This is a genomic window from Variovorax sp. PAMC 28711 (genome assembly GCF_001577265.1).
In the GTDB taxonomy this organism is placed as follows: Bacteria; Pseudomonadota; Gammaproteobacteria; order Burkholderiales; family Burkholderiaceae_C; genus Variovorax.
On the sequence record NZ_CP014517.1, the window covers coordinates 1,784,737 to 1,803,266 of the forward strand.

Annotated in this window: 22 protein-coding genes; 4 read left to right on the forward strand and 18 right to left on the reverse strand. The window is 64.0% G+C overall.

Annotated elements, in window-relative coordinates; genetic code table 11:
• Window positions 1-2 precede the first annotated feature (2 nt).
• The 14 genes from rplB to AX767_RS09015 form a co-directional block, all read right to left on the reverse strand.
• Window positions 3-827 (reverse strand): 50S ribosomal protein L2, encoded by an 825-nt coding sequence (rplB, locus tag AX767_RS08950; RefSeq protein ID WP_068630545.1) that lies wholly within the window; start codon window positions 825-827, stop codon window positions 3-5.
• A gap of 2 nt (window positions 828-829) precedes the next feature.
• Entirely contained in the window at window positions 830-1,168 is a 339-nt protein-coding gene (gene rplW / locus AX767_RS08955; protein ID WP_068630547.1) for a 50S ribosomal protein L23, read from the reverse strand.
• On the reverse strand, window positions 1,165-1,785 hold the full coding sequence (rplD, locus tag AX767_RS08960) for a 50S ribosomal protein L4 (protein WP_068630549.1): 621 nt from the start codon (window positions 1,783-1,785) through the stop codon (window positions 1,165-1,167). The genes rplW and rplD overlap by 4 nt, the downstream gene beginning before the upstream one ends.
• Window positions 1,785-2,465, reverse strand: a complete 681-nt coding sequence (gene rplC / locus AX767_RS08965) for a 50S ribosomal protein L3 (RefSeq protein WP_068630551.1) — start codon at window positions 2,463-2,465, stop codon at window positions 1,785-1,787. The genes rplD and rplC overlap by 1 nt, the downstream gene beginning before the upstream one ends.
• 236 nt (window positions 2,466-2,701) lie before the next feature.
• Window positions 2,702-3,016: a 30S ribosomal protein S10 gene (rpsJ, locus tag AX767_RS08970; RefSeq protein WP_007838118.1), complete on the reverse strand. Its 315-nt coding sequence runs from the start codon at window positions 3,014-3,016 to the stop codon at window positions 2,702-2,704.
• A 24-nt stretch (window positions 3,017-3,040) separates the two neighbouring features.
• Window positions 3,041-4,231, reverse strand: coding sequence for an elongation factor Tu (gene tuf / locus AX767_RS08975; RefSeq protein ID WP_068630553.1), 1,191 nt, complete (start codon window positions 4,229-4,231; stop codon window positions 3,041-3,043).
• Window positions 4,232-4,344: 113 nt separating this feature from the next.
• Window positions 4,345-6,444, reverse strand: a complete 2,100-nt coding sequence (fusA, locus tag AX767_RS08980) for an elongation factor G (protein ID WP_068630555.1) — start codon at window positions 6,442-6,444, stop codon at window positions 4,345-4,347.
• Window positions 6,445-6,530: 86 nt separating this feature from the next.
• The gene (gene rpsG, locus AX767_RS08985; RefSeq protein ID WP_068630557.1) at window positions 6,531-7,004 is read right to left on the reverse strand and encodes a 30S ribosomal protein S7; all 474 of its coding nucleotides are present in this window, start codon (window positions 7,002-7,004) and stop codon (window positions 6,531-6,533) included.
• Between the two features lie 166 nt (window positions 7,005-7,170).
• Window positions 7,171-7,548 (reverse strand): 30S ribosomal protein S12, encoded by a 378-nt coding sequence (rpsL, locus tag AX767_RS08990; protein ID WP_068630560.1) that lies wholly within the window; start codon window positions 7,546-7,548, stop codon window positions 7,171-7,173.
• Window positions 7,549-7,708: 160 nt separating this feature from the next.
• Window positions 7,709-8,881 carry a D-alanyl-D-alanine carboxypeptidase family protein gene (locus tag AX767_RS08995; protein WP_068630562.1) on the reverse strand — a complete coding sequence of 391 codons (1,173 nt, stop codon included), beginning with the start codon at window positions 8,879-8,881 and terminating at the stop codon, window positions 7,709-7,711.
• A 33-nt stretch (window positions 8,882-8,914) separates the two neighbouring features.
• Window positions 8,915-9,547 carry an alpha/beta hydrolase gene (locus AX767_RS09000; protein ID WP_068633509.1) on the reverse strand — a complete coding sequence of 211 codons (633 nt, stop codon included), beginning with the start codon at window positions 9,545-9,547 and terminating at the stop codon, window positions 8,915-8,917.
• Between the two features lie 2 nt (window positions 9,548-9,549).
• A complete protein-coding gene (locus tag AX767_RS09005; RefSeq protein WP_068630564.1) occupies window positions 9,550-9,891 on the reverse strand; it encodes a (2Fe-2S) ferredoxin domain-containing protein in 342 nt (113 codons plus the stop codon).
• 9 nt (window positions 9,892-9,900) lie between these two features.
• Window positions 9,901-11,013, reverse strand: coding sequence for a VanZ family protein (locus tag AX767_RS09010; RefSeq protein WP_068630566.1), 1,113 nt, complete (start codon window positions 11,011-11,013; stop codon window positions 9,901-9,903).
• Between the two features lie 2 nt (window positions 11,014-11,015).
• Entirely contained in the window at window positions 11,016-11,444 is a 429-nt protein-coding gene (locus AX767_RS09015) for a CopD family protein (protein ID WP_068630569.1), read from the reverse strand.
• Between the two features lie 320 nt (window positions 11,445-11,764).
• Between AX767_RS09015 and hemB the strand changes: the two genes are divergently transcribed.
• Complete coding sequence (gene hemB, locus AX767_RS09020) at window positions 11,765-12,790, forward strand: porphobilinogen synthase (RefSeq protein ID WP_068630571.1); 1,026 nt, start codon at window positions 11,765-11,767, stop codon at window positions 12,788-12,790.
• A gap of 2 nt (window positions 12,791-12,792) precedes the next feature.
• The gene (locus tag AX767_RS09025) at window positions 12,793-13,941 is read left to right on the forward strand and encodes a magnesium transporter CorA family protein (protein WP_068630573.1); all 1,149 of its coding nucleotides are present in this window, start codon (window positions 12,793-12,795) and stop codon (window positions 13,939-13,941) included.
• A 68-nt stretch (window positions 13,942-14,009) separates the two neighbouring features.
• Here AX767_RS09025 and AX767_RS09030 read toward each other — a convergent pair whose 3' ends face one another.
• The gene (locus AX767_RS09030) at window positions 14,010-14,366 is read right to left on the reverse strand and encodes an alpha/beta hydrolase (protein ID WP_068630575.1); all 357 of its coding nucleotides are present in this window, start codon (window positions 14,364-14,366) and stop codon (window positions 14,010-14,012) included.
• A gap of 209 nt (window positions 14,367-14,575) precedes the next feature.
• On the opposite strand from AX767_RS09030, the gene AX767_RS09035 reads away from it, so the two are divergent.
• The gene (locus tag AX767_RS09035; protein ID WP_068630578.1) at window positions 14,576-15,496 is read left to right on the forward strand and encodes a LysR family transcriptional regulator; all 921 of its coding nucleotides are present in this window, start codon (window positions 14,576-14,578) and stop codon (window positions 15,494-15,496) included.
• Window positions 15,497-15,511: 15 nt separating this feature from the next.
• Here the strand turns inward: AX767_RS09035 and AX767_RS09040 are convergent, their stop codons facing one another.
• The 3 genes from AX767_RS09040 to AX767_RS09050 are packed head-to-tail and all read right to left on the reverse strand — an operon-like array spanning window position 15,512 to window position 17,711.
• Complete coding sequence (locus AX767_RS09040; RefSeq protein ID WP_068630580.1) at window positions 15,512-16,396, reverse strand: amidohydrolase family protein; 885 nt, start codon at window positions 16,394-16,396, stop codon at window positions 15,512-15,514.
• A complete protein-coding gene (locus tag AX767_RS09045) occupies window positions 16,396-17,079 on the reverse strand; it encodes a dienelactone hydrolase family protein (protein ID WP_068633511.1) in 684 nt (227 codons plus the stop codon). The genes AX767_RS09040 and AX767_RS09045 overlap by 1 nt, the downstream gene beginning before the upstream one ends.
• A gap of 2 nt (window positions 17,080-17,081) precedes the next feature.
• A complete protein-coding gene (locus AX767_RS09050) occupies window positions 17,082-17,711 on the reverse strand; it encodes a 2-hydroxychromene-2-carboxylate isomerase (protein ID WP_068630582.1) in 630 nt (209 codons plus the stop codon).
• A gap of 72 nt (window positions 17,712-17,783) precedes the next feature.
• On the opposite strand from AX767_RS09050, the gene AX767_RS09055 reads away from it, so the two are divergent.
• On the forward strand, window positions 17,784-18,530 hold the full coding sequence (locus AX767_RS09055; protein ID WP_068630584.1) for an SDR family oxidoreductase: 747 nt from the start codon (window positions 17,784-17,786) through the stop codon (window positions 18,528-18,530).

The following is an 18,530-nucleotide window of genomic DNA, read 5'->3' on the forward strand; positions in this document are numbered from 1 at the left end:
CCTTACTTCTTGCGACGCGACACGATGAATACCTGCGTGCGCTTGTTGTTACGGGTACGGTAGCCCTTGGTCAGATTGCCCCATGGGTCGACTGGATGACGGCCTTCGCCTGTCTTGCCTTCGCCACCGCCGTGCGGGTGATCGACCGGGTTCATCACCACACCGCGAACGGTCGGGCGAATGCCCATGTGGCGCTTGGCACCGGCCTTGCCCAAACGGCGCAGGCTGTGTTCTTCGTTGGCGACTTCACCGATCGTGGCGCGGCACTCGACGTGCACGCGGCGGACTTCGCCCGAGCGCATGCGCACCTGGGCATAGACGCCTTCGCGTGCCAGCAGCGTGGCCGACGTACCGGCGGAGCGTGCGATCTGCGCGCCCTTGCCGGGTTGCAGCTCGATGCAATGAATGGTCGAACCCACCGGGATGTTGCGGATCGGCAAGGTGTTGCCGGCGCGGATCGGGGCTTCGGAACCGCTCATCAGCGTGGCACCGGCTTCAAGACCGCGCGGGGCGATGATGTAGCGGCGCTCGCCGTCGGCGTAGCAAACCAGTGCGATGTGGGCGGTGCGGTTCGGGTCGTACTCGATGCGTTCGACCTTGGCCGGAATGCCATCCTTGTTGCGCACGAAGTCGACCACACGGTAGTGGTGCTTGTGACCACCGCCGCGATGGCGAATCGTGATGTGACCGTTGTTGTTGCGACCGGCAGCCTGGAACTGCGGCTCGAGCAACGGAGCGTGCGGTGCACCCTTGTACAGGTGGTCCCGCGAAATCTTCACCGCGCCGCGTTGGCCCGGCGAAGTAGGTTTCATCTTGATGACGGCCATGATTAAGCGCCTTCCCCGACGAGGTTGAGCTCTTGACCTTCCTTCAGCGTCACATAGGCCTTGCGCACGTTGTCGCGGCGACCGATGGATTTGCCAAAGCGCTTGGTCTTGCCCTTGGTGTTGAGCACCGAAACGCCCTTGACTTCGACCTTGAACATCAGTTCAACGGCGGCCTTGATCTCGGGCTTGGTGGCGTCCTGCAGCACCTTGAAGGTGACAGCGTTCGACTTCTCGCCGACCATCGTTGCCTTTTCGGACACGATGGGAGCGACCAGCACCGCCATCAGGCGGCCTTCGGTGAACTGGGTGCGGGACAGCGGCGTAGGATTCATGCGGCTCATGCGAACATCTCCTTGAGCTTTTCGACAGCAGCCTTGGTGACGAGCACCTTCTTGTAGTGCACCAGCGACACCGGATCGGCGTAGCGGGGTTCGACCACAAGGATGTTCACCAGATTGCGCGAAGCCAGGTACAGGTTTTCGTCGACTTCGTCGGCGATCACCAGCACGGACTGCAGATTCATGGCCTTGAACCGGGCCGCGAGCGGCTTGGTCTTCGGCGAATCGACGGTGAGCGAATCCACCACGGCCAGACGGCCTTCACGGGCGAGCTGCGAGAGGATGGACGCCATGCCGGCGCGGTACATCTTCTTGTTGATCTTCTGCGTGAAGTTTTCGTCAGGCATGTTCGGGAAAATCCGGCCACCCCCGCGCCACAGCGGCGAGGACGTCATACCGGCACGGGCGCGGCCCGTTCCCTTTTGCTTGAAAGGCTTCTTGGTCGAGTGATGGACCTGTTCGCGGTCCTTCTGGGCGCGCGTGCCTTGACGGGCGTTGGCCTGGAATGCGACGACGATCTGGTGAACCAGGTCTTCGTTGTAGTCACGGCCGAACACGGTCTCGGGCGCGTCGTACTTCGACGAGGCCTGACCTTGTTCGTTCAGGAGTTCGAGTTGCATTACTTCGCTCCTTCTGCGGCTTGCGGCTTGGCCTTGATGGCCGGGCGCACGGTGACGAAGCCACCCTTCGAACCAGGGATCGCACCCTTGATCAGCAGGAGTTGACGCGCTTCGTCGATACGGAACACGACCAGGTTCTGGGTGGTGACGGTGTCCACACCCAGATGGCCGGTCATGCGCTTGCCCGGAAACACGCGGCCCGGATCCTGCGCCATGCCGATGGAGCCAGGAACGCGGTGCGAACGGCTGTTACCGTGCGACGCGCGCTGCGACTTCATGTGGTGACGCTTGATGGTGCCGGCGAAGCCCTTGCCGATCGAAGTGCCCTGCACGTCGACCTTCTGGCCCACCGCGAACACCGAACCGGCAGGAACGACGGCACCTGGCGCGTAGCCAGCGGCCACGTCGGCCGCAATGCGGAATTCCTGGATGATTTCGCCCGCTTCGACACCCGCCTTGGCGAGGTGGCCGGCTTGCGGCTTGGTCACGCGCGATGCCTTGCGCGAACCGAACGTCACCTGAAGTGCGTCGTAGCCGTCGGTCTCTTGCGACTTGATCTGGGTCACACGGTTGTTGGACACATCCACCACCGTGACAGGAACTGCGTCCCCGTCATCGGTGAAGAGACGCATCATCCCCACCTTGCGGCCCAGCAACCCGAGGGAGTTGCTCAGACTCATATGTTTTCTCCAAAAAATGGAAGTCCTTTTCCGCCGCTGTCACTTCAATTGGCGACAGCGTTGGGCCGTTGATTCAACGGCCCACAAAAAAGGGTTGATAAATTCCCGTCACTCGGGCGAGACGCACGAGTAGCAGAGCCGGCGATTATAGCCCGCAAATCGCAAGCTGTGCAAGTTGCCAAAAGCAAGGCCCGCCTGCATCGCTGCAAGCGGGCCGTCAGTTCAATCCGTGCGGACTACTGCAGTTTGATTTCGACGTCGACGCCAGCCGGCAGGTCGAGCTTCATCAGCGCGTCCACCGTCTTGTCGGTCGGGTCGACGATGTCCATCAGGCGCTGGTGCGTGCGGATCTCGAGCTGGTCGCGCGACGTCTTGTTGACGTGCGGCGAACGCAGGATGTCGAAACGCTTCATGCGGGTCGGCAGGGGCACGGGGCCCTTGACGATCGCGCCGGTGCGCTTGGCGGTGTCGACGATTTCCGCGGCGGACTGGTCGATCAGCTTGTAATCGAAGGCCTTCAGGCGGATGCGGATCTTTTGCTTCGTTGCCATGGTGTTGTGTCCTTGCCGTGTCGATTAAGCGAGAACCTTGGCCACGACGCCAGAGCCCACAGTGCGGCCGCCTTCGCGGATGGCGAAGCGCAGGCCTTCTTCCATGGCGATCGGGTTGATCAGCTTGACGGTGATGCTGACGTTGTCGCCGGGCATGACCATTTCCTTGCCTTCAGGCAGCTCGATCGCACCGGTCACGTCCGTCGTGCGGAAGTAGAACTGCGGGCGGTAGTTGTTGAAGAACGGCGTGTGACGGCCGCCTTCGTCCTTGCTCAGCACATAGACTTCAGCGGTGAAGTGGGTGTGCGGCTTGATCGAACCCGGCTTGCACAGCACCTGGCCGCGCTGGACGTCTTCACGCTTGGTGCCGCGCAGCAGCACGCCGACGTTGTCGCCGGCCTGGCCCTGGTCGAGCAGCTTCCTGAACATTTCCACGCCGGTGCAGGTGGTCTTCTGGGTGGCAGCGATACCGACGATTTCGATTTCTTCGCCGACCTTGATGATGCCGCGCTCGACGGCGCCGGTCACCACGGTGCCGCGACCGGAGATCGAGAACACGTCTTCCACAGGCATCAGGAAGGCACCGTCGATGGCGCGTTCTGGCTGGGGAATGTAGGTGTCGAGGGCGTCGGCCAGCTTCATGATGGCTTCCTCACCCAGGGGACCCTTGTCGCCTTCGAGGGCAAGCTTGGCCGAGCCGTGGATGATGGGGGTGTCGTCGCCCGGGAAGTCGTATTTGTCCAGGAGTTCGCGCACTTCCATTTCGACGAGTTCGAGCAGTTCGGCGTCGTCGACCATGTCGCACTTGTTCAGGAACACGATGATGTAGCCGACACCGACTTGGCGGGCCAGCAGGATGTGTTCGCGGGTCTGGGGCATCGGGCCGTCAGCGGCGGAGCAGACCAGGATGGCGCCGTCCATTTGCGCGGCGCCGGTGATCATGTTCTTCACATAGTCAGCGTGGCCGGGGCAGTCGACGTGGGCGTAGTGGCGGTTGGCCGTTTCGTATTCGACGTGGGCGGTGTTGATGGTGATGCCGCGGGCCTTTTCTTCAGGTGCCGCGTCGATCTGGTCGTACGCCTTGGCTTCGCCGCCGAATTTGGCCGACAGAACGGTTGCGATCGCAGCCGTCAGCGTGGTCTTGCCGTGGTCGACGTGGCCGATGGTGCCCACGTTGACGTGGGGCTTGGTGCGGGTGAACTTGCCTTTTGCCATTTTCTATCCTTGAAAGAGCATTGCCCGTGTGTTGGTTTAACGTTTGCACCGCATTGCTGGATCTCTCGCCACGGGCAGCGAGAGGCACACGGTCGCAGACAAATTGATCAAAGTTACTTCGCGCGGGAAGCGACGATCGCTTCGGCCACGTTGCGGGGTGCTTCAGCGTAGTGCTTGAATTCCATCGTGTAGGTGGCGCGGCCTTGCGACATCGAGCGCAGCGTGGTCGAGTAGCCGAACATTTCCGACAGCGGCACTTCGGCCTTGATGGCCTTGCCGCCGCCCATCATGTCTTCCATGCCCTGCACCATGCCGCGACGCGACGACAGGTCGCCCATCACGTTGCCGGCGTAGTCTTCAGGCGTCTCGACTTCCACCGCCATCATCGGCTCGAGAATGACCGGGCTGGCCTTGCGGCAGCCTTCCTTGAAACCGAAGATCGCGGCCATTTTGAACGCCATTTCGTTCGAGTCCACGTCGTGGTACGAACCGAAGTGCAGCGTGACTTTGACGTCGACCACCGGGTAACCGGCCAGCACGCCTTGGCCCAGGGCTTCGATCACGCCCTTTTCGACCGCGGGAATGTATTCGCGCGGCACCACGCCGCCCTTGATGGCGTCGACGAACTCGAAGCCCTTGCCTGGCTCTTGCGGCTCGACCTTGAGCACGACGTGGCCGTACTGGCCCTTGCCGCCCGACTGACGCACGAACTTGCCTTCGGCATCTTCGACGGTCTTGCGGATGGTTTCGCGGTAGGCCACTTGGGGCTTGCCGACGTTGGCTTCCACGCCGAACTCACGCTTCATGCGGTCCACGATAATTTCGAGGTGCAGCTCGCCCATGCCGGCGATGATGGTCTGACCCGATTCTTCGTCGGTCTTCACGCGGAACGAAGGATCTTCCTGCGCGAGACGCTGCAGAGCGATGCCCATCTTTTCCTGGTCGACCTTGGTCTTGGGTTCGACGGCCTGCGAAATCACCGATTCCGGGAACACCATGCGCTCGAGCGTCAGGATGGCGGTCGGATCGCACAGCGTTTCGCCGGTGGTCACTTCCTTCAAACCGATGCAGGCAGCGATGTCGCCCGCGCGAATTTCGCTGACTTCGACGCGGTTGTTGGCGTGCATTTGCACGATCCGGCCGATGCGCTCTTTCTTGCCACGGACCGGGTTGTAGACGCTGTCGCCCTTCGAAAGCACGCCGGAATAGACGCGCACGAATGTGAGCTGGCCCACGAACGGGTCGGTCATCAGCTTGAACGCCAGCGCCGAGAATTTCTCGCTGTCGTCGGCCTTGCGGGTGACCGGCTCTTCGTCTTCGTTCATGCCCTTGACCGGCGGAATGTCGGTCGGCGCGGGCATGTATTCGACGACGGCGTCGAGCATGGCCTGCACGCCCTTGTTCTTGAAAGCCGAACCGCACAGCATCGGCTGGATTTCGCCGGCGATGGTGCGCTGGCGGATGCCGGCCTTGATTTCGACTTCGGTCAGCGCCTCGCCTTCGAGGTACTTGTTCATCAGCTCTTCGCTGGACTCCGCGGCGGCTTCGACCAGCTTCTCGCGGTATTCGGCACAGACATCGGCCAGATCCGCCGGGATGTCCTTGTAGGTGAAGGTGACACCCTTGTCTTCGTCCCAGTAGATCGCCTTCATCTTGACGAGGTCGACGATGCCCTGGAAGCGCTCTTCGGCCCCGATGGGGATCTGGATCACGACCGGGTTCGCCTTCAGGCGGTCGACCATCATCTGGCGCACGCGCAGGAAGTCGGCGCCGGTGCGGTCCATCTTGTTGACGAACGCGAGGCGCGGAACCTTGTACTTGTTGGCCTGACGCCAAACGGTTTCCGATTGGGGCTGCACGCCGCCGACGGCGTCGTACACCATGACGGCGCCGTCGAGCACGCGCATCGAGCGCTCGACTTCAATCGTGAAGTCGACGTGGCCCGGGGTGTCGATGATGTTGATGCGGTGTTCGTCGAACGTGCCGCCCATGCCCTTCCAGAAACAGGTGGTCGCAGCCGAAGTGATCGTGATGCCACGTTCCTGCTCCTGCTCCATCCAGTCCATCGTCGCGGCACCGTCGTGCACTTCGCCGATTTTGTGGTTCACACCGGTGTAGAACAGGATGCGCTCGGTCGTCGTGGTTTTGCCAGCGTCGATGTGCGCCGAGATCCCGATGTTGCGGTAGCGCTCGATGGGTGTATTGCGTGCCATGAGAAATTACTCCATTAACGGATGAAAGCCCGCTCACCATACGGCGAGTCGGGCTTCCAGCCAGTCTGATTTGAGGGGGACGGTGCTTAGAAGCGGAAGTGGCTGAAGGCCTTGTTGGCTTCGGCCATGCGGTGCACTTCGTCGCGCTTCTTCATGGCGCCGCCGCGGCCTTCCGTGGCTTCCATGAGTTCGTTGGCCAGACGCAGGGCCATCGACTTTTCACCGCGCTTGCGAGCGGCTTCCTTGATCCAGCGCATCGACAGCGCCAGACGACGGACCGGGCGCACTTCGACGGGCACCTGGTAGTTCGCGCCACCGACCCGGCGCGACTTTACTTCGACCATGGGCTTCACATTGTTGATGGCCATGGTGAAGGCTTCCACCGGATCCTTGCCCGGGTTTTTCTTTTCGATCTGCTCAAGTGCGCCGTAAATGATGCGCTCGGCGATCGCTTTCTTGCCGCCTTCCATGATCACGTTCATGAATTTGGACAGCTCGACATTGCCGAACTTCGGATCCGGCAGGATTTCACGTTTGGGGACTTCGCGACGACGTGGCATTTTTCACCTCTAAATTGCTTCAGTTGGCACTTCTCGTCGAAGCACCGCGAGAGCCATAAGGACCCTCACTTACTCGACCCGCGCAAGACATTCGCGCTTCGGGTCACTTCGTTTGCACCGCCCGCCAAGGCAGGACAAACACCGATTGCTTGCAGAAAAGCCAGGCTTACTTGGCCTTTGGCTTCTTCGCGCCGTACTTGGAACGCGACTGCTTGCGGTCTTTCACGCCTTGCAGGTCGAGCGAGCCGCGAACGATGTGGTACCGCACGCCTGGCAAGTCCTTGACACGACCGCCGCGAACCAGCACCACGCTGTGTTCCTGCAGGTTGTGGCCTTCGCCGCCGATGTACGAGATGACTTCGAAGCCATTGGTCAGACGAACCTTGGCCACCTTGCGGAGTGCCGAGTTGGGCTTCTTGGGCGTCGTGGTGTAGACGCGGGTGCAGACACCGCGGCGTTGCGGCGAGTTCTGCATGGCAGGGCTTTTCGAATTGATCTTTTCGACCGTTCGACCCTGACGCACCAGTTGATTGATGGTTGGCATGAATGAATTAGTCCCAAAACATCCCGGTCAAGGCACAAGCGTGAACCTGCCCGTCCGGGGAACGGCCAGAAATTGGCCGAAAACGTAAAACCCTTCGGAAATTTCCGAAAAGCCCACGAGTATAGCAGGCTGGCCAGCGCCAGCCAAGCCTGTCGCGCGCCTACTTGATCCAGAGCCGGACAGCGTCCCAGGCACGGCCCATGATGCCGGCCTGATCAACGCCTTCGAGTGCCACCAGCGGCACGTCCGCGACTTGCTGATCGCCCAGGGATATCTTGAGCGAGCCGACTGCCTGGTATTTCGCGAGCGGCGCGACGAGCGGGTCAGGGCGTGCAATCTGCGTCTTGATCTTGCTGGCCGAGCCGGCCGGCACCGCCACCACGATGGCCTCGGGCCGCCCCAGCTTGACCGTGTTGACCTTCCCCTTCCAGATCGCCGGGGTCGCGACGGGCTGGTTGGCATCGAAAAGGCGCACGCCGTCATAGGCCGTGTAGCCCCAGTTCAGCAGTTTTTGCGATTCGTTGGCACGCGAAATTTCGCTCGACGCGCCGAGCACGATCGACAGCAGGCGGCGGCCGCCGGGGATGTTCGGGAAGTCGCGTTTGGCCGTCGCGATCATGCAAAAGCCAGCGGCCTCGGTGTGCCCGGTCTTGAGACCGTCCACCGTCGGGTCGCGGAACAGCAGCATGTTGCGATTGGTGTCGTTGGTCGAAGGCGTGCCGGCGTAGCGGTATTTCTTGATGGCGTAGTACTTCGCCTCTTCCGGGAAATCGCGGATGAGCTTGGTCGCCAGGATGCTCAGGTCGCGGGCCGTGGTCGTGTGGCCCGGCGCGGTCAGGCCTTCGGGGTTCTTGTAGGTCGTGTTCTTCATGCCCAGCGCCTTGGCCTGGTCGTTCATGAGTTCCACGAAATGCTCGACCGTGCCGCCGACACCTTCAGCCAACGCCACCGTCGCATCGTTACCCGACTGGACGATAAGGCCCTTGATCAGGTCTTCGACCGGCACCTGCATCTTCGGGTCGATGAACATGCGCGAGCCGGGCATCTTCCAGGCGCGCTGCGACACAGGCATCGTTTGCGCGAGCGTGATCTTCTTGGCGCGCAGCGCGTCGAACACCACATAGGCCGACATCAGCTTGGTGAGCGACGCCGGCTCGACCGGCATGTCGATGTCTTTTTGCGCCAAAAACTGGTTGGCGGTGACGTCGAGCAGCAGGTAGCTGCGCGCGGCCACTTCGGGCGGGGCCGGCACCGTCTGGGCGGCGGCGATCAAACTGAGGGATGCGGCGGCGGCCAGCATCAGCGCGCGAAGCGCGTTGGAAAAACGATTCATTGGGGTGTGACAGAGACGAAAAACAGGTCCGCGCTAATCGGGACGGAGATGACGAACGACAAGCTGCTTGAGCAGCGGCAATTGTCCGTGAAAGAAATGGCCGCCACCCGGAACGACTGTGACAGGAAGTGACTGCGGGCGCGCCCAATCCATCACGGCGCCGAGGGCGACCGTGTCGTCCTGCTCGCCATGCACGACCAGCGTGTGTTCATGGGCAGCTTCCGGCAACGGCGGCGGCACCACGCGCGCCACGCTCGCGCCGACCAGCGCGATCCGAACGATCTCGCGCGTGCCCCAGAGCGACTGCAAGGCATTGATCGCGACGAAGGCCCCGAACGAAAACCCGGCGATGGCGAGCGCGCCGTCGGGCGCGACCTGTTGCACCACCGCCCGCATGTCGGTGGTTTCGCCCTGGCCCTCGTCGTGCGTGCCTTCGCTCGCGCCGACGCCGCGGAAATTGAAGCGCACGGCCGTCCAGCCGCTGGCCGTGAAGGCGCGCGCCAGCGTCTGCACAACCTTGTTGTCCATCGTGCCGCCGAACAAAGGATGCGGATGCGCGATGACCACGGTCCCGCGTGAGGGGATGCCAGCAACACCGGCGTCGCGCTGAGCCTCGATGACGCCCGCATCGCCGCGCAGCGTGAGCTTCTCGGTTTGCGAATTCACGGTCAACGTCCGACGTCGGCCGGCAGGACGAGACGCTCGACCACCCGGCCGTTCTTCAGGTGCGACTCGACGATTTCGTCGATGTCGTCGTTGTCCACGAAGGTGTACCAGACGGCTTCCGGATACACCACGGCGACCGGGCCACCGGCGCAACGATCGAGGCAGCCCGCCTTGTTGACGCGCACCTTGCCGACGCCCGCCAGACCCGCTTCCTTGACCTTCGACTTGCAGCGGTCGAATCCTTCCTGGGCGTTGTGCTTCGCGCAGGCGTCCTCGCCGTTCTTGCGTTCGTTGAGGCAGAAAAAAATGTGGCGACCGTAGTAACTGGGCATCGTGGAAGACATCGCCCGATTCTAGATTTGCGACGGGCGACGCGACAGCGCGAGCGTCACGTACCCCAGCGTCGCAAAAGGCCAGAGCCAGCCCAGCCACTGCGCGAGGCCGTGAAAGCGGATGAAACGCCCCTGCTCCCAGCGCGCCAGCGTCTCCGCGAAGTAGGCACTCTCGGGCGCCTGGTTCAGCAAGCTCAGGTGCACGATCACCGCCACCAGCAGCAGCGCGGCACACAGGCGGCGTGGTGCCCACAGCATCGACACGCCCAGCACCACTGCGGCCGCGATGCCGACCTGCACCGGCAGGCTCAGCCACGCCCAGGCATGCGGCGGCCCGTAGCTCAAGGCCGCGGACAGCGCCGTCGCGCCGACCCCGATCGCCAGCGTCACCGGCAGCAAGACGGCCCGGCGCGCGACCGACCGGGTGATGAAGAAACCCAGCAGACACGGCACCAGTGCGCCGAGCATCACGCACAGCATTTCGACGCCGGGCACCAGCGGTTCAAGTTCGAACTGGCGAACCGGCAGCCAGTCGATGAAGGGTGTGTCGAGCAGCCATTCGGAGACCGCGGTCTCGAGCCGCTCGAACACCTGGCCGAGCCCGAAGGTCACCGCGGCGGGAAACAGCAGGCCCATCGGCCACAGCGCCAGCAAGACCAGCGCGCCGCGCGCGTCGTCGACGAACCAGTCGGCGCGCGTCCGGTTCCAGTGCGCCACCGCGCCGAAGCGCTCGAGGCCGGCCGCAAGCACGGCGCCGACCAGCGCGCCAGCCGAATTGAGGCCGAGATCGACGTTCGACGGAATGCGCACCGGCAAATAGCTTTGCAGCGTTTCCATGGCGAAAGAAATCGCCACGCCGGCCAGTGTCGCGCGCAACACGGCCTGGAACACGCCGGCATCGGGCCGCGTGCGCAGCACCGTCAATGCGGCGAGAAAGCCGAGCGGCACGTAGCCCGCCACGTTGATGCCGAGATCGAAACCGGTCCAGTATTTCGGCCACGGCGCCGAGATATACGCCCACGGCGCGATGCCCTGGTCGCGCCATTCGGAAAACGGATAGAGGCTCGCGTAGACGATCAGCGCTGCGTAGGCGAGGGCGAGCGGAAGCGCAGTGGTCTTGTGCCGGGCCGCCACGTTCAGAAGGGTTTGACGACGACGAGGACCACGATGGCCAGCAGCAAGAGAACCGGCGCCTCGTTGAACCATCGGAACCACCGGTGGCTGTAACGCGACTGACCCGATTCGAGCTTGCGCAGCAGCCGGCCACAAGCGTGGTGGTAGCCCAGCGTCACCAGCACCAGCGCCAGCTTGGCATGCATCCAGCCGTTGCCCGGGCCGCGTCCGATGCCGTAACCCAGCCAGAGCCACAGACCGAAGACGAGCGCCGGCACCGCGAGGATCGTCGTGAAGCGCAGCAACTTGCGCCCCATCAACAGCAGCCGCGCCCGTTCGGCGACCGACTCCGGCGGCACCATCGCCAAGTTCACGAAGATCCGCGGCAAATAGAAGAGACCAGCGAACCAGCTGGCGACGAACACGATGTGGAGTGACTTGACCCAGAGCATCCCGGAAGTTTAGTGGCCGTACCGCCGCACAGCCTGACGAAACCGGGCAAAAAAAAAGCCCGACGTAAAGACGTCGGGCTGGGAAGCCTTTTTGCTGTCACACATCGAGGCACCCGCTCAGGGAGGAAAAGCGGGGAGCGGCAAGCCGCCCAAGACGAAATTTAACAAAGCCAACCGAACGTATCAAGCATTCGAGTAACTATTTTTTGACGTTTGAGGCAAAAAGGTGACCGCCTTGTATCGGTCGTCGGCCTTCGATGCGTTCGGGGCAACGCGGCGCCAGACCGCGGCGGCCCGCCGGTTCGGGCACAATTTTCGACATGACCACCCCTGCTTCCCCACTGGGCGCCATCGCGCCTTTCCCGGCCGGCCGACCGCGACGTTTGCGGCGCGACGCCTTTTCACGGAACTTGGTGCGTGAGCATGCACTCACTGCGCACGACCTCATCTACCCGGTATTCGTGCAGGAGGGCAACAAGCGACGGGACGCGGTCTTGTCGATGCCGGGCGTCGAGCGTTTGAGCCTCGACCTGCTGCTGCCCGTCGCCGAACAATGCGTTGCGCTCGGCATTCCGGTCATGGCGCTGTTTCCGGTGATCGACGCCAAGCTGAAGACGCCGAACGGCGACGAGGCTTTCAATCCGGATGGCCTCATCCCGCGCGTGGTCAGTGAACTTAAGAAGCACTTTCCCGAATTGGGCGTCATGACCGACGTGGCGCTCGACCCCTACACCAGCCACGGCCAGGACGGCCTGCTCGACGACACCGGCTACATCCTCAACGACCCGACCGTCGAAGTGCTGGTGAAGCAGGCGCTCACGCAGTCGCGCGCCGGCGTCGACATCGTGGCGCCGAGCGACATGATGGACGGCCGCATCGGCGCCATCCGCACCGCACTGGAAGCGCGCGGCGACATCCATACGCGAATCATGGCGTACAGCGCCAAGTACGCGAGCGCCTTCTACGGGCCGTTCCGCGACGCGGTCGGTTCTGCGGCCAACCTCGGCAAGAGCAACAAGAAGGTCTACCAGATGGACCCGGGCAACAGCGACGAAGCGTTGCGCGAAGTCGCCATCGACATCGCCGAAGGTGCCGACATGGTGATGGTCAAGCCCGGCATGCCCTACCTCGACATCGTGCGCCGCGTGAAGGACCAGTTCCACGTGCCGACCTTCGCCTACCAGGTCAGCGGCGAATACGCCATGCTGAAGGCTGCAGCACAAAACGGCTGGCTCGACCATGACGCGGTGATGCTCGAATCCCTGCTCGCGTTCAAACGTGCGGGCGCCGATGGTGTGCTCACCTACTTCGCGCTCGACGCGGCCCGCTTGCTCCAAAAACGATAGCCGTGCGGATCTTCGAAGTCTCCGCCTCGCGGGTGCACGAGCACGACGCGCTGGCGCCGCTCACCGCGCCGGGCGCCTGCGCGCCCGACAGCTACCTGTGGCTCTCGCTCACACGCGAAGAGTTCCAGGCATCGCTGGCCGAGGTGCAACGCATCCTGCAGACGTTGTGCGGAACCGCGCTGGTCGACCTGCACGTGGCCGACCTGCTGAACGACCAGTTGCCCTCGCACTACGACTACACCTCGATCTACGACGTGCTGGTGTTCCGCCGGCTGGCCGCAGGCGACGGCTCGGCACCGGGCGACAGGACCACGACCGACGGTGAACCGTCCTTGCTGCGTGGCGGCCCGCCGGTGCTGCGCCGCATCGACACGCGTCCGGTCGGCTTCGCAGTGTTCGATCGCGTGCTGCTCTCGGTGCATCCGGTCGATGGCGCGGTGCGGGATGCGTATGCCGCCAAGCTGCTCGCCGCTGCTGCGGACGACCGCGAGGGTCGGCCGGCGCTCGATGCGCGCGCCGTCACGGCGCGTGTGCCGACGAGTCCGGCCGACCTGATGCTGCGCATCGTCAACCACATCGTCGACGCGTACCTCGACCTGCGGCGCGAACTCACGCGACAGCTCGACCACTGGCAGGCCGAACTGATCGATCCGCGCAGCCGCTTCACCAACTGGAGCGCGTTGATGGCGGCGCGGCAGTCGCTGCGACACCTGGACGACATTTGCGAAGACCAGCGCGGCGCCGTGCAAGACTGGATCGATGCGCAGGAAACCCTGCCGCCGCCCGGCACGCCCGCCGTGGCACGTGAACGCGAGCTGCTGATGGTGCGCAGCCGCGATGCGCTGGAGCACATCGAGCGCGTGGTGCACCATGTGCGCCGCCTCGAGCAGAACGCCGAGACGGCCGTCCAGATGCACTTCAGCATCCAGAGCCATCGCACCAACGACATCATGCGGGTGCTCACGGTGCTGACCGCCATCTTCCTGCCGCTCAACCTGATCGCCGGCATCTTCGGCATGAACTTCGAGTTCATCCCGCTGGTGCACAAGGCCGACGGTTTCTGGGTTGCGATGGGCTCGATGGCCCTGGTGGCCGTGGTACTGGTGATGGTGTTCTGGCGCAAGCGCTACCTGACGCGCACCGCGCGCTGAACCGCGTGCCCATGAAAAAAGCCGGGTCTGCTTTCGCAGGTCCGGCTTGTTGCCAAGTCAGGCGCCAATTACAAGGCGGCCTGCCGGGTGAACGACATGTGCGTGCGCTTGTATTGCGACGGGATCGTGCTGTTCACGAATGCCTTGCGGTCCAGGTTCCACAGCGGGTCGTGTGCAGCGGCAACGGCCTCGGCTCGGATGGTCGCACGCGGTGCCGAGGCGAGCAGTTGCGGCTGAACGCCCTGACCGTAGGCGGTGGCGGCGACGTTTTCGCTGCGGGCAGCGACCACGCCTTGCGAGGCGACTTCCGAGCGGCTCAGCGTCGAATGGACGGTGAGCACACCGTCGTAGGTTTCGGCCTGGGCGACGCCGGCGACGGCGAGGAGGGAAAGAGCGGCAGCGGCGATGATCTTCGAGGTATTCATTTCAATTTCCTTCAACTGTTGGATGCTTTCGAACCGGTCTTGGGTGGGAACCGTCCCTTTCGGGGCGGCCTCCTCGCTCGGGGCCCTGTTCACCCAGACCCCACTGTGTGGCGGGTCTGTGGAACGAATTTTGAACCGGTTATCCTAGGGAAAACCCTCCTAAACTTGAACCGCGGCGTTCGCGTGATGGAAACAATGAACGGCTCACCATGGACAGCTTCGACCTGATCAAGACCTTCCAGGAGGTGGCTGCTCGCGGGAGTTTTTCGCGCGCTGCCACCGCGCTCGACATGTCGAAGGCGACCGTCAGCAAATACGTCGCCGAACTCGAAACCCGTTTCGGCGTGCGCCTCCTGAATCGTTCGACGCGCTCCGTCAGCCTCACCGACGCAGGGCAGTTGCTGCTCGAACGGAGCAAGCCGGTGCTGGAGATGGTCGCGCTCACCACCGCCGAACTGCGGCAGCACGCGAGCGCGCCGCGCGGACGGCTGCGTGTGTCGGCGCCGCACGGGATGGGGCAAGGCGACCTGCCGCATCTGGTCGGTCAGTTCATGGGCTACTACCCCGAGGTGAGCATCAGCCTGCACCTGAGCAACCGCAACGTGGACCTCGCCGAAGAAGCGATCGACGTGGCGCTGCGCTTCGGGCCGATCGAGGACGACAACCTCATTGTGCGCAAGCTGCGCCTGATGGAACTCGCGGTGTGCGCGTCGCCGCGCTACTGGAAGAAGCACGGCAAGCCCGCACACCCGGCCGATCTGGCGAAGCACGATGCGCTCACCACGTCGCGGCTCGGTTTGCACCCGCACTGGCAGTTCGTGGTCGATGGCAAACCTTTCGCCGTGGCGCTCAAGTCGCGCATGGACGCGACCGAAGCGGGCCCGCTGATCGAAGTCGCGACGCAAGGTTACGGCGTGGTCTATATGCCCACGCTGCTCATGCAGCACCCGATCGACAAGGGCGAACTCGAACCGGTGCTGCAGGAATTTGTGCGCAGCGACATGTGGCTCTCGGCCGCATACCTGCAACGCCGTCACAACAGCGCGGCGCTCAAGGCCTTCCTCGATTTCCTGGAAACGCGCATCGGCGCGCGCAGCAAGTTCGCGAGCAAGCGCACCGAAAAGGTGTGATGAAGCCGCGCCCGGCTACTTCACACCGAAGAGGCTGGCTGCATTGCCCCACGCCACGCGCTGCGCCACTGCGGGCGGTAAATCGCCGAGCCAGACGCGGTACCCGCGCATCAAATCGTCGTAGCTGCTCCAGCGCTGGTTCACCCAGGTGTCCGAGCCGACCAAGAAGCGGTCGGGGAACCGCAGGATCAGCTCACGCCATTCGGCGCACAACTTGCCATCGGCACAGGTGAGGCCGGGCCGATACGACAACTCACCCATCAGCAACGGGTAGCGCACGAGCATCGCCCGCACACGCGACACCGGCGGACCCGAGATACCGGTGTGCGCCCAGATGAGGCGCAGCGACTGCCCTCTGGACGGCGCATTGGCCATGAGCAGGTCGACCGCCACATCGTCGACATGGGCCAACACCGCAAGCTGCTTCTGTTCGGCCAGCGCGATCAATTTTTTCGCAACCGGGCCATCGGCGTTCGCGCTGTCGTACAGATGGAACTCGCCGATGCCACGGTACGGGCCGCTGGCCGTGCCGCGCGCAAGCTCGGCCTGCACCATGTCATAGATGGTGTCGTCGCGAAACCAGTTCGTGTAGTCGTCGCGATTGCGGTAGAGCCGCACGAACGGCACGACCGTGACGCCGGCCTCGCGCGTTTCGCGCGCCGCGGCCAAGGTTTGCGTGCCGGCATTGGGTCGCGAATTCGCGACGATCGCTTTCACGCCGTTGCGCTGCATGCGTGCCAGCGCTTCGGTCGGCGGGAACGGCCCGGTGTTGCCGTCCCACGCCTCCTGGTTGTAGTGCAGGTGCGTGTCGAACAGCGGGCCGGCGTAGTCGGCCGCGGCGGCAAACGTCGCCACGGCACTCGCCGCCCCGAGGACGACGCGCGCCAGCAGCGAACGCATCAGGCCAGGTGCTTGTTGAAGAAGTACAACGTGCGCTCCTTCGCGGTCGCGGCCGCGCCGGCGTTGTAGGAGCCGCGTTGATCGCAGTTGAAGCCGTGGCCGCAGTCGTAGACGTGCACCTCGACTTCAGGATGCGCTTTCTCGAAGGTCTCGATGGTGTCGAGCGGAATCCAGTGGTCGTTGTTGCCGAAGTGTGCGAGCACCGGCACCTTCGGTTCGAGCGCGCTTTCTTCGGGTGTCGTCATGCCGCCGCCGTAATACGGTGCCGCGGCCGACAGGCCCGACACCTTGGCCGCCGCGCGCCAGGTCAGCAAGCCACCCCAGCAATAGCCGACCATGCCGACCTTGCCCGCCTTGCCCGCGTAGTCGACGGCTGCCTGCAGATCCTGCAGCACGCCGGGTTCCGGCAGCGCTTCGACGTCGGTCTTCAGGCCAAAGCCGGCCTTCATGTCCTCGTCGGTGTAGCCGAGCTCGACGCCCTGCTTCACACGATGGAAGGTGGCGGGCGCCACAGCCAGGTAACCCTCGGCCGCATACCCGTCGGCGACGTTGCGGATGTGCGAGTTGACGCCGAAGATTTCCTGTACCACGACGACGGCGCCCTTCGGCGTGCCCTTGGGCTCTGCCACGTAGGCGGGAAAGGTGAAGCCGTCTGCGGCGGTGAGATCGATGAATTGACCCATGGTCATGCTCCTGCGTTGGTTGGTGTCGTCTTGAGGGCCCGCTCGACGAATTCGAGCCGGTCCTGTCCCCAGAAAATCTCGCCGTCGAGCACATAGCTCGGAGCGCCGAAAATGCCGGTGGCGATCGCTTCCTGCGTGTAGCTTTCGTAGCGCTCCTGCACGGCCTGGCTCTGCGACTGATCGCCTCGCCGGCCCGGCAATCCGCATTCTGCGATGAGCTCGTCGAGCACCTTCGGATCGGCGATGTTGCGCTCCTGCGACCACACCGCAGTGAAGATCGCGCCGCACAGTTTCATCGCCGCATCCACGCCATCGTTCAGATCGACGGCGATGATGAGCTTGGCCGCGTCGTCGCCCGCGACCGGAAAGAACTTCGGCTTGGGATTCAGCGGCAGCGAGAGATGCGTCGAAAAACGTCCCAGGTCCACCAGCCGGTAGGCCTGGCGCTGCGGCGCGCGCTTGCCGAGCGGCAACCCGCCCGACACCGGGAACACGCTGCCAAGGTCAACCGGCCTCACACGCACCTTGGCGCCGGCGGTACGTGCAATCGCTGCGAAGCGGGCGTGGCCCAGATAGGTCCACGGACTTTGCGGCGCAAAGTAGTAGTCGATGGTGCGTGCGGTCGAGCTCACGGGCTGCCTCCTCGGTGATGTAATCGACCGGGAGTTTTAACTGACGCGCAGCTTTTGTGCAGGAGGCGGGATTTGGAACAAGTGCTCTTGGTCACCGGCGGCAGCCGCGGCATCGGCGCGGCCACCGCCCTCCTCGCCGCGCGCCGCGGTTACGCCGTCGCCGTCAACTACACAAGCAATGCGGCGGCGGCCGACGAAGTCGTGCGCGCGATTCGCGCCGAAGGCGGCAAGGCGATCGCCGTGCAGGCCGACGTCGGCGACGAGGCGCAGGTGGTCGCGATGTTCCGCACGGTCGACGCGACGCTCGGCCGGCTCACCGCGCTGGTCAACAACGCGGGCGTCGTCGACATGCAGGCGCGCGTGGACGAGATGAGCGTCGCGCGGCTCGAACGCATGATGCGCATCAACGTGATCGGCAGCTTCGTCTGTGCACGCGAAGCGGTGCTGCGCATGAGCACGCGACACGGTGGCCGCGGCGGCGCGATCGTCAATGTGTCGAGCGCCGCCTCGCGGCTCGGCTCGCCCGGCCAGTACGTGGACTACGCTGCGAGCAAGGGCGCGATCGACACCTTCACGAACGGTCTTGCGAAGGAAGTCGCCGACGAAGGCGTCCGCGTGAACGCGGTCCGGCCCGGGCTCATCGACACCGAGATCCACGCCTCCGGCGGCCTGCCCGAACGCGCTGCGCAACTCGCGCCCACGGTGCCGATGAAGCGCACCGGCTCGGCCGAAGAAATCGCCCATGCGATCGTGTGGCTGCTGTCGGCCGAAGCGAGCTACACCACGGGCGCGTTCCTCGACGTTTCGGGTGGCCGCTGA

What these genes read in the sequence shown, in the direction of transcription:
- AX767_RS09030 (WP_068630575.1), bottom strand. Translation starts at nt 14,366, where the DNA reads ATGAATACCTCGAAGATCATCGCCGCTGCCGCTCTTTCCCTCCTCGCC.
- rplW (WP_068630547.1), bottom strand. Translation starts at nt 1,168, where the DNA reads ATGAGCCGCATGAATCCTACGCCGCTGTCCCGCACCCAGTTCACCGAA.
- rplB (WP_068630545.1), bottom strand. Translation starts at nt 827, where the DNA reads ATGGCCGTCATCAAGATGAAACCTACTTCGCCGGGCCAACGCGGCGCG.
- rpsG (WP_068630557.1), bottom strand. Translation starts at nt 7,004, where the DNA reads ATGCCACGTCGTCGCGAAGTCCCCAAACGTGAAATCCTGCCGGATCCG.
- AX767_RS09005 (WP_068630564.1), bottom strand. Translation starts at nt 9,891, where the DNA reads ATGTCTTCCACGATGCCCAGTTACTACGGTCGCCACATTTTTTTCTGC.
- AX767_RS09045 (WP_068633511.1), bottom strand. Translation starts at nt 17,079, where the DNA reads ATGGGTCAATTCATCGATCTCACCGCCGCAGACGGCTTCACCTTTCCC.
- rpsJ (WP_007838118.1), bottom strand. Translation starts at nt 3,016, where the DNA reads ATGGCAACGAAGCAAAAGATCCGCATCCGCCTGAAGGCCTTCGATTAC.
- fusA (WP_068630555.1), bottom strand. Translation starts at nt 6,444, where the DNA reads ATGGCACGCAATACACCCATCGAGCGCTACCGCAACATCGGGATCTCG.
- tuf (WP_068630553.1), bottom strand. Translation starts at nt 4,231, where the DNA reads ATGGCAAAAGGCAAGTTCACCCGCACCAAGCCCCACGTCAACGTGGGC.
- AX767_RS09035 (WP_068630578.1), top strand. Translation starts at nt 14,576, where the DNA reads ATGGACAGCTTCGACCTGATCAAGACCTTCCAGGAGGTGGCTGCTCGC.
- rpsL (WP_068630560.1), bottom strand. Translation starts at nt 7,548, where the DNA reads ATGCCAACCATCAATCAACTGGTGCGTCAGGGTCGAACGGTCGAAAAG.
- hemB (WP_068630571.1), top strand. Translation starts at nt 11,765, where the DNA reads ATGACCACCCCTGCTTCCCCACTGGGCGCCATCGCGCCTTTCCCGGCC.
- AX767_RS09015 (WP_068630569.1), bottom strand. Translation starts at nt 11,444, where the DNA reads ATGCTCTGGGTCAAGTCACTCCACATCGTGTTCGTCGCCAGCTGGTTC.
- AX767_RS09040 (WP_068630580.1), bottom strand. Translation starts at nt 16,396, where the DNA reads ATGCGTTCGCTGCTGGCGCGCGTCGTCCTCGGGGCGGCGAGTGCCGTG.
- AX767_RS08995 (WP_068630562.1), bottom strand. Translation starts at nt 8,881, where the DNA reads ATGAATCGTTTTTCCAACGCGCTTCGCGCGCTGATGCTGGCCGCCGCC.
- rplD (WP_068630549.1), bottom strand. Translation starts at nt 1,785, where the DNA reads ATGCAACTCGAACTCCTGAACGAACAAGGTCAGGCCTCGTCGAAGTAC.
- rplC (WP_068630551.1), bottom strand. Translation starts at nt 2,465, where the DNA reads ATGAGTCTGAGCAACTCCCTCGGGTTGCTGGGCCGCAAGGTGGGGATG.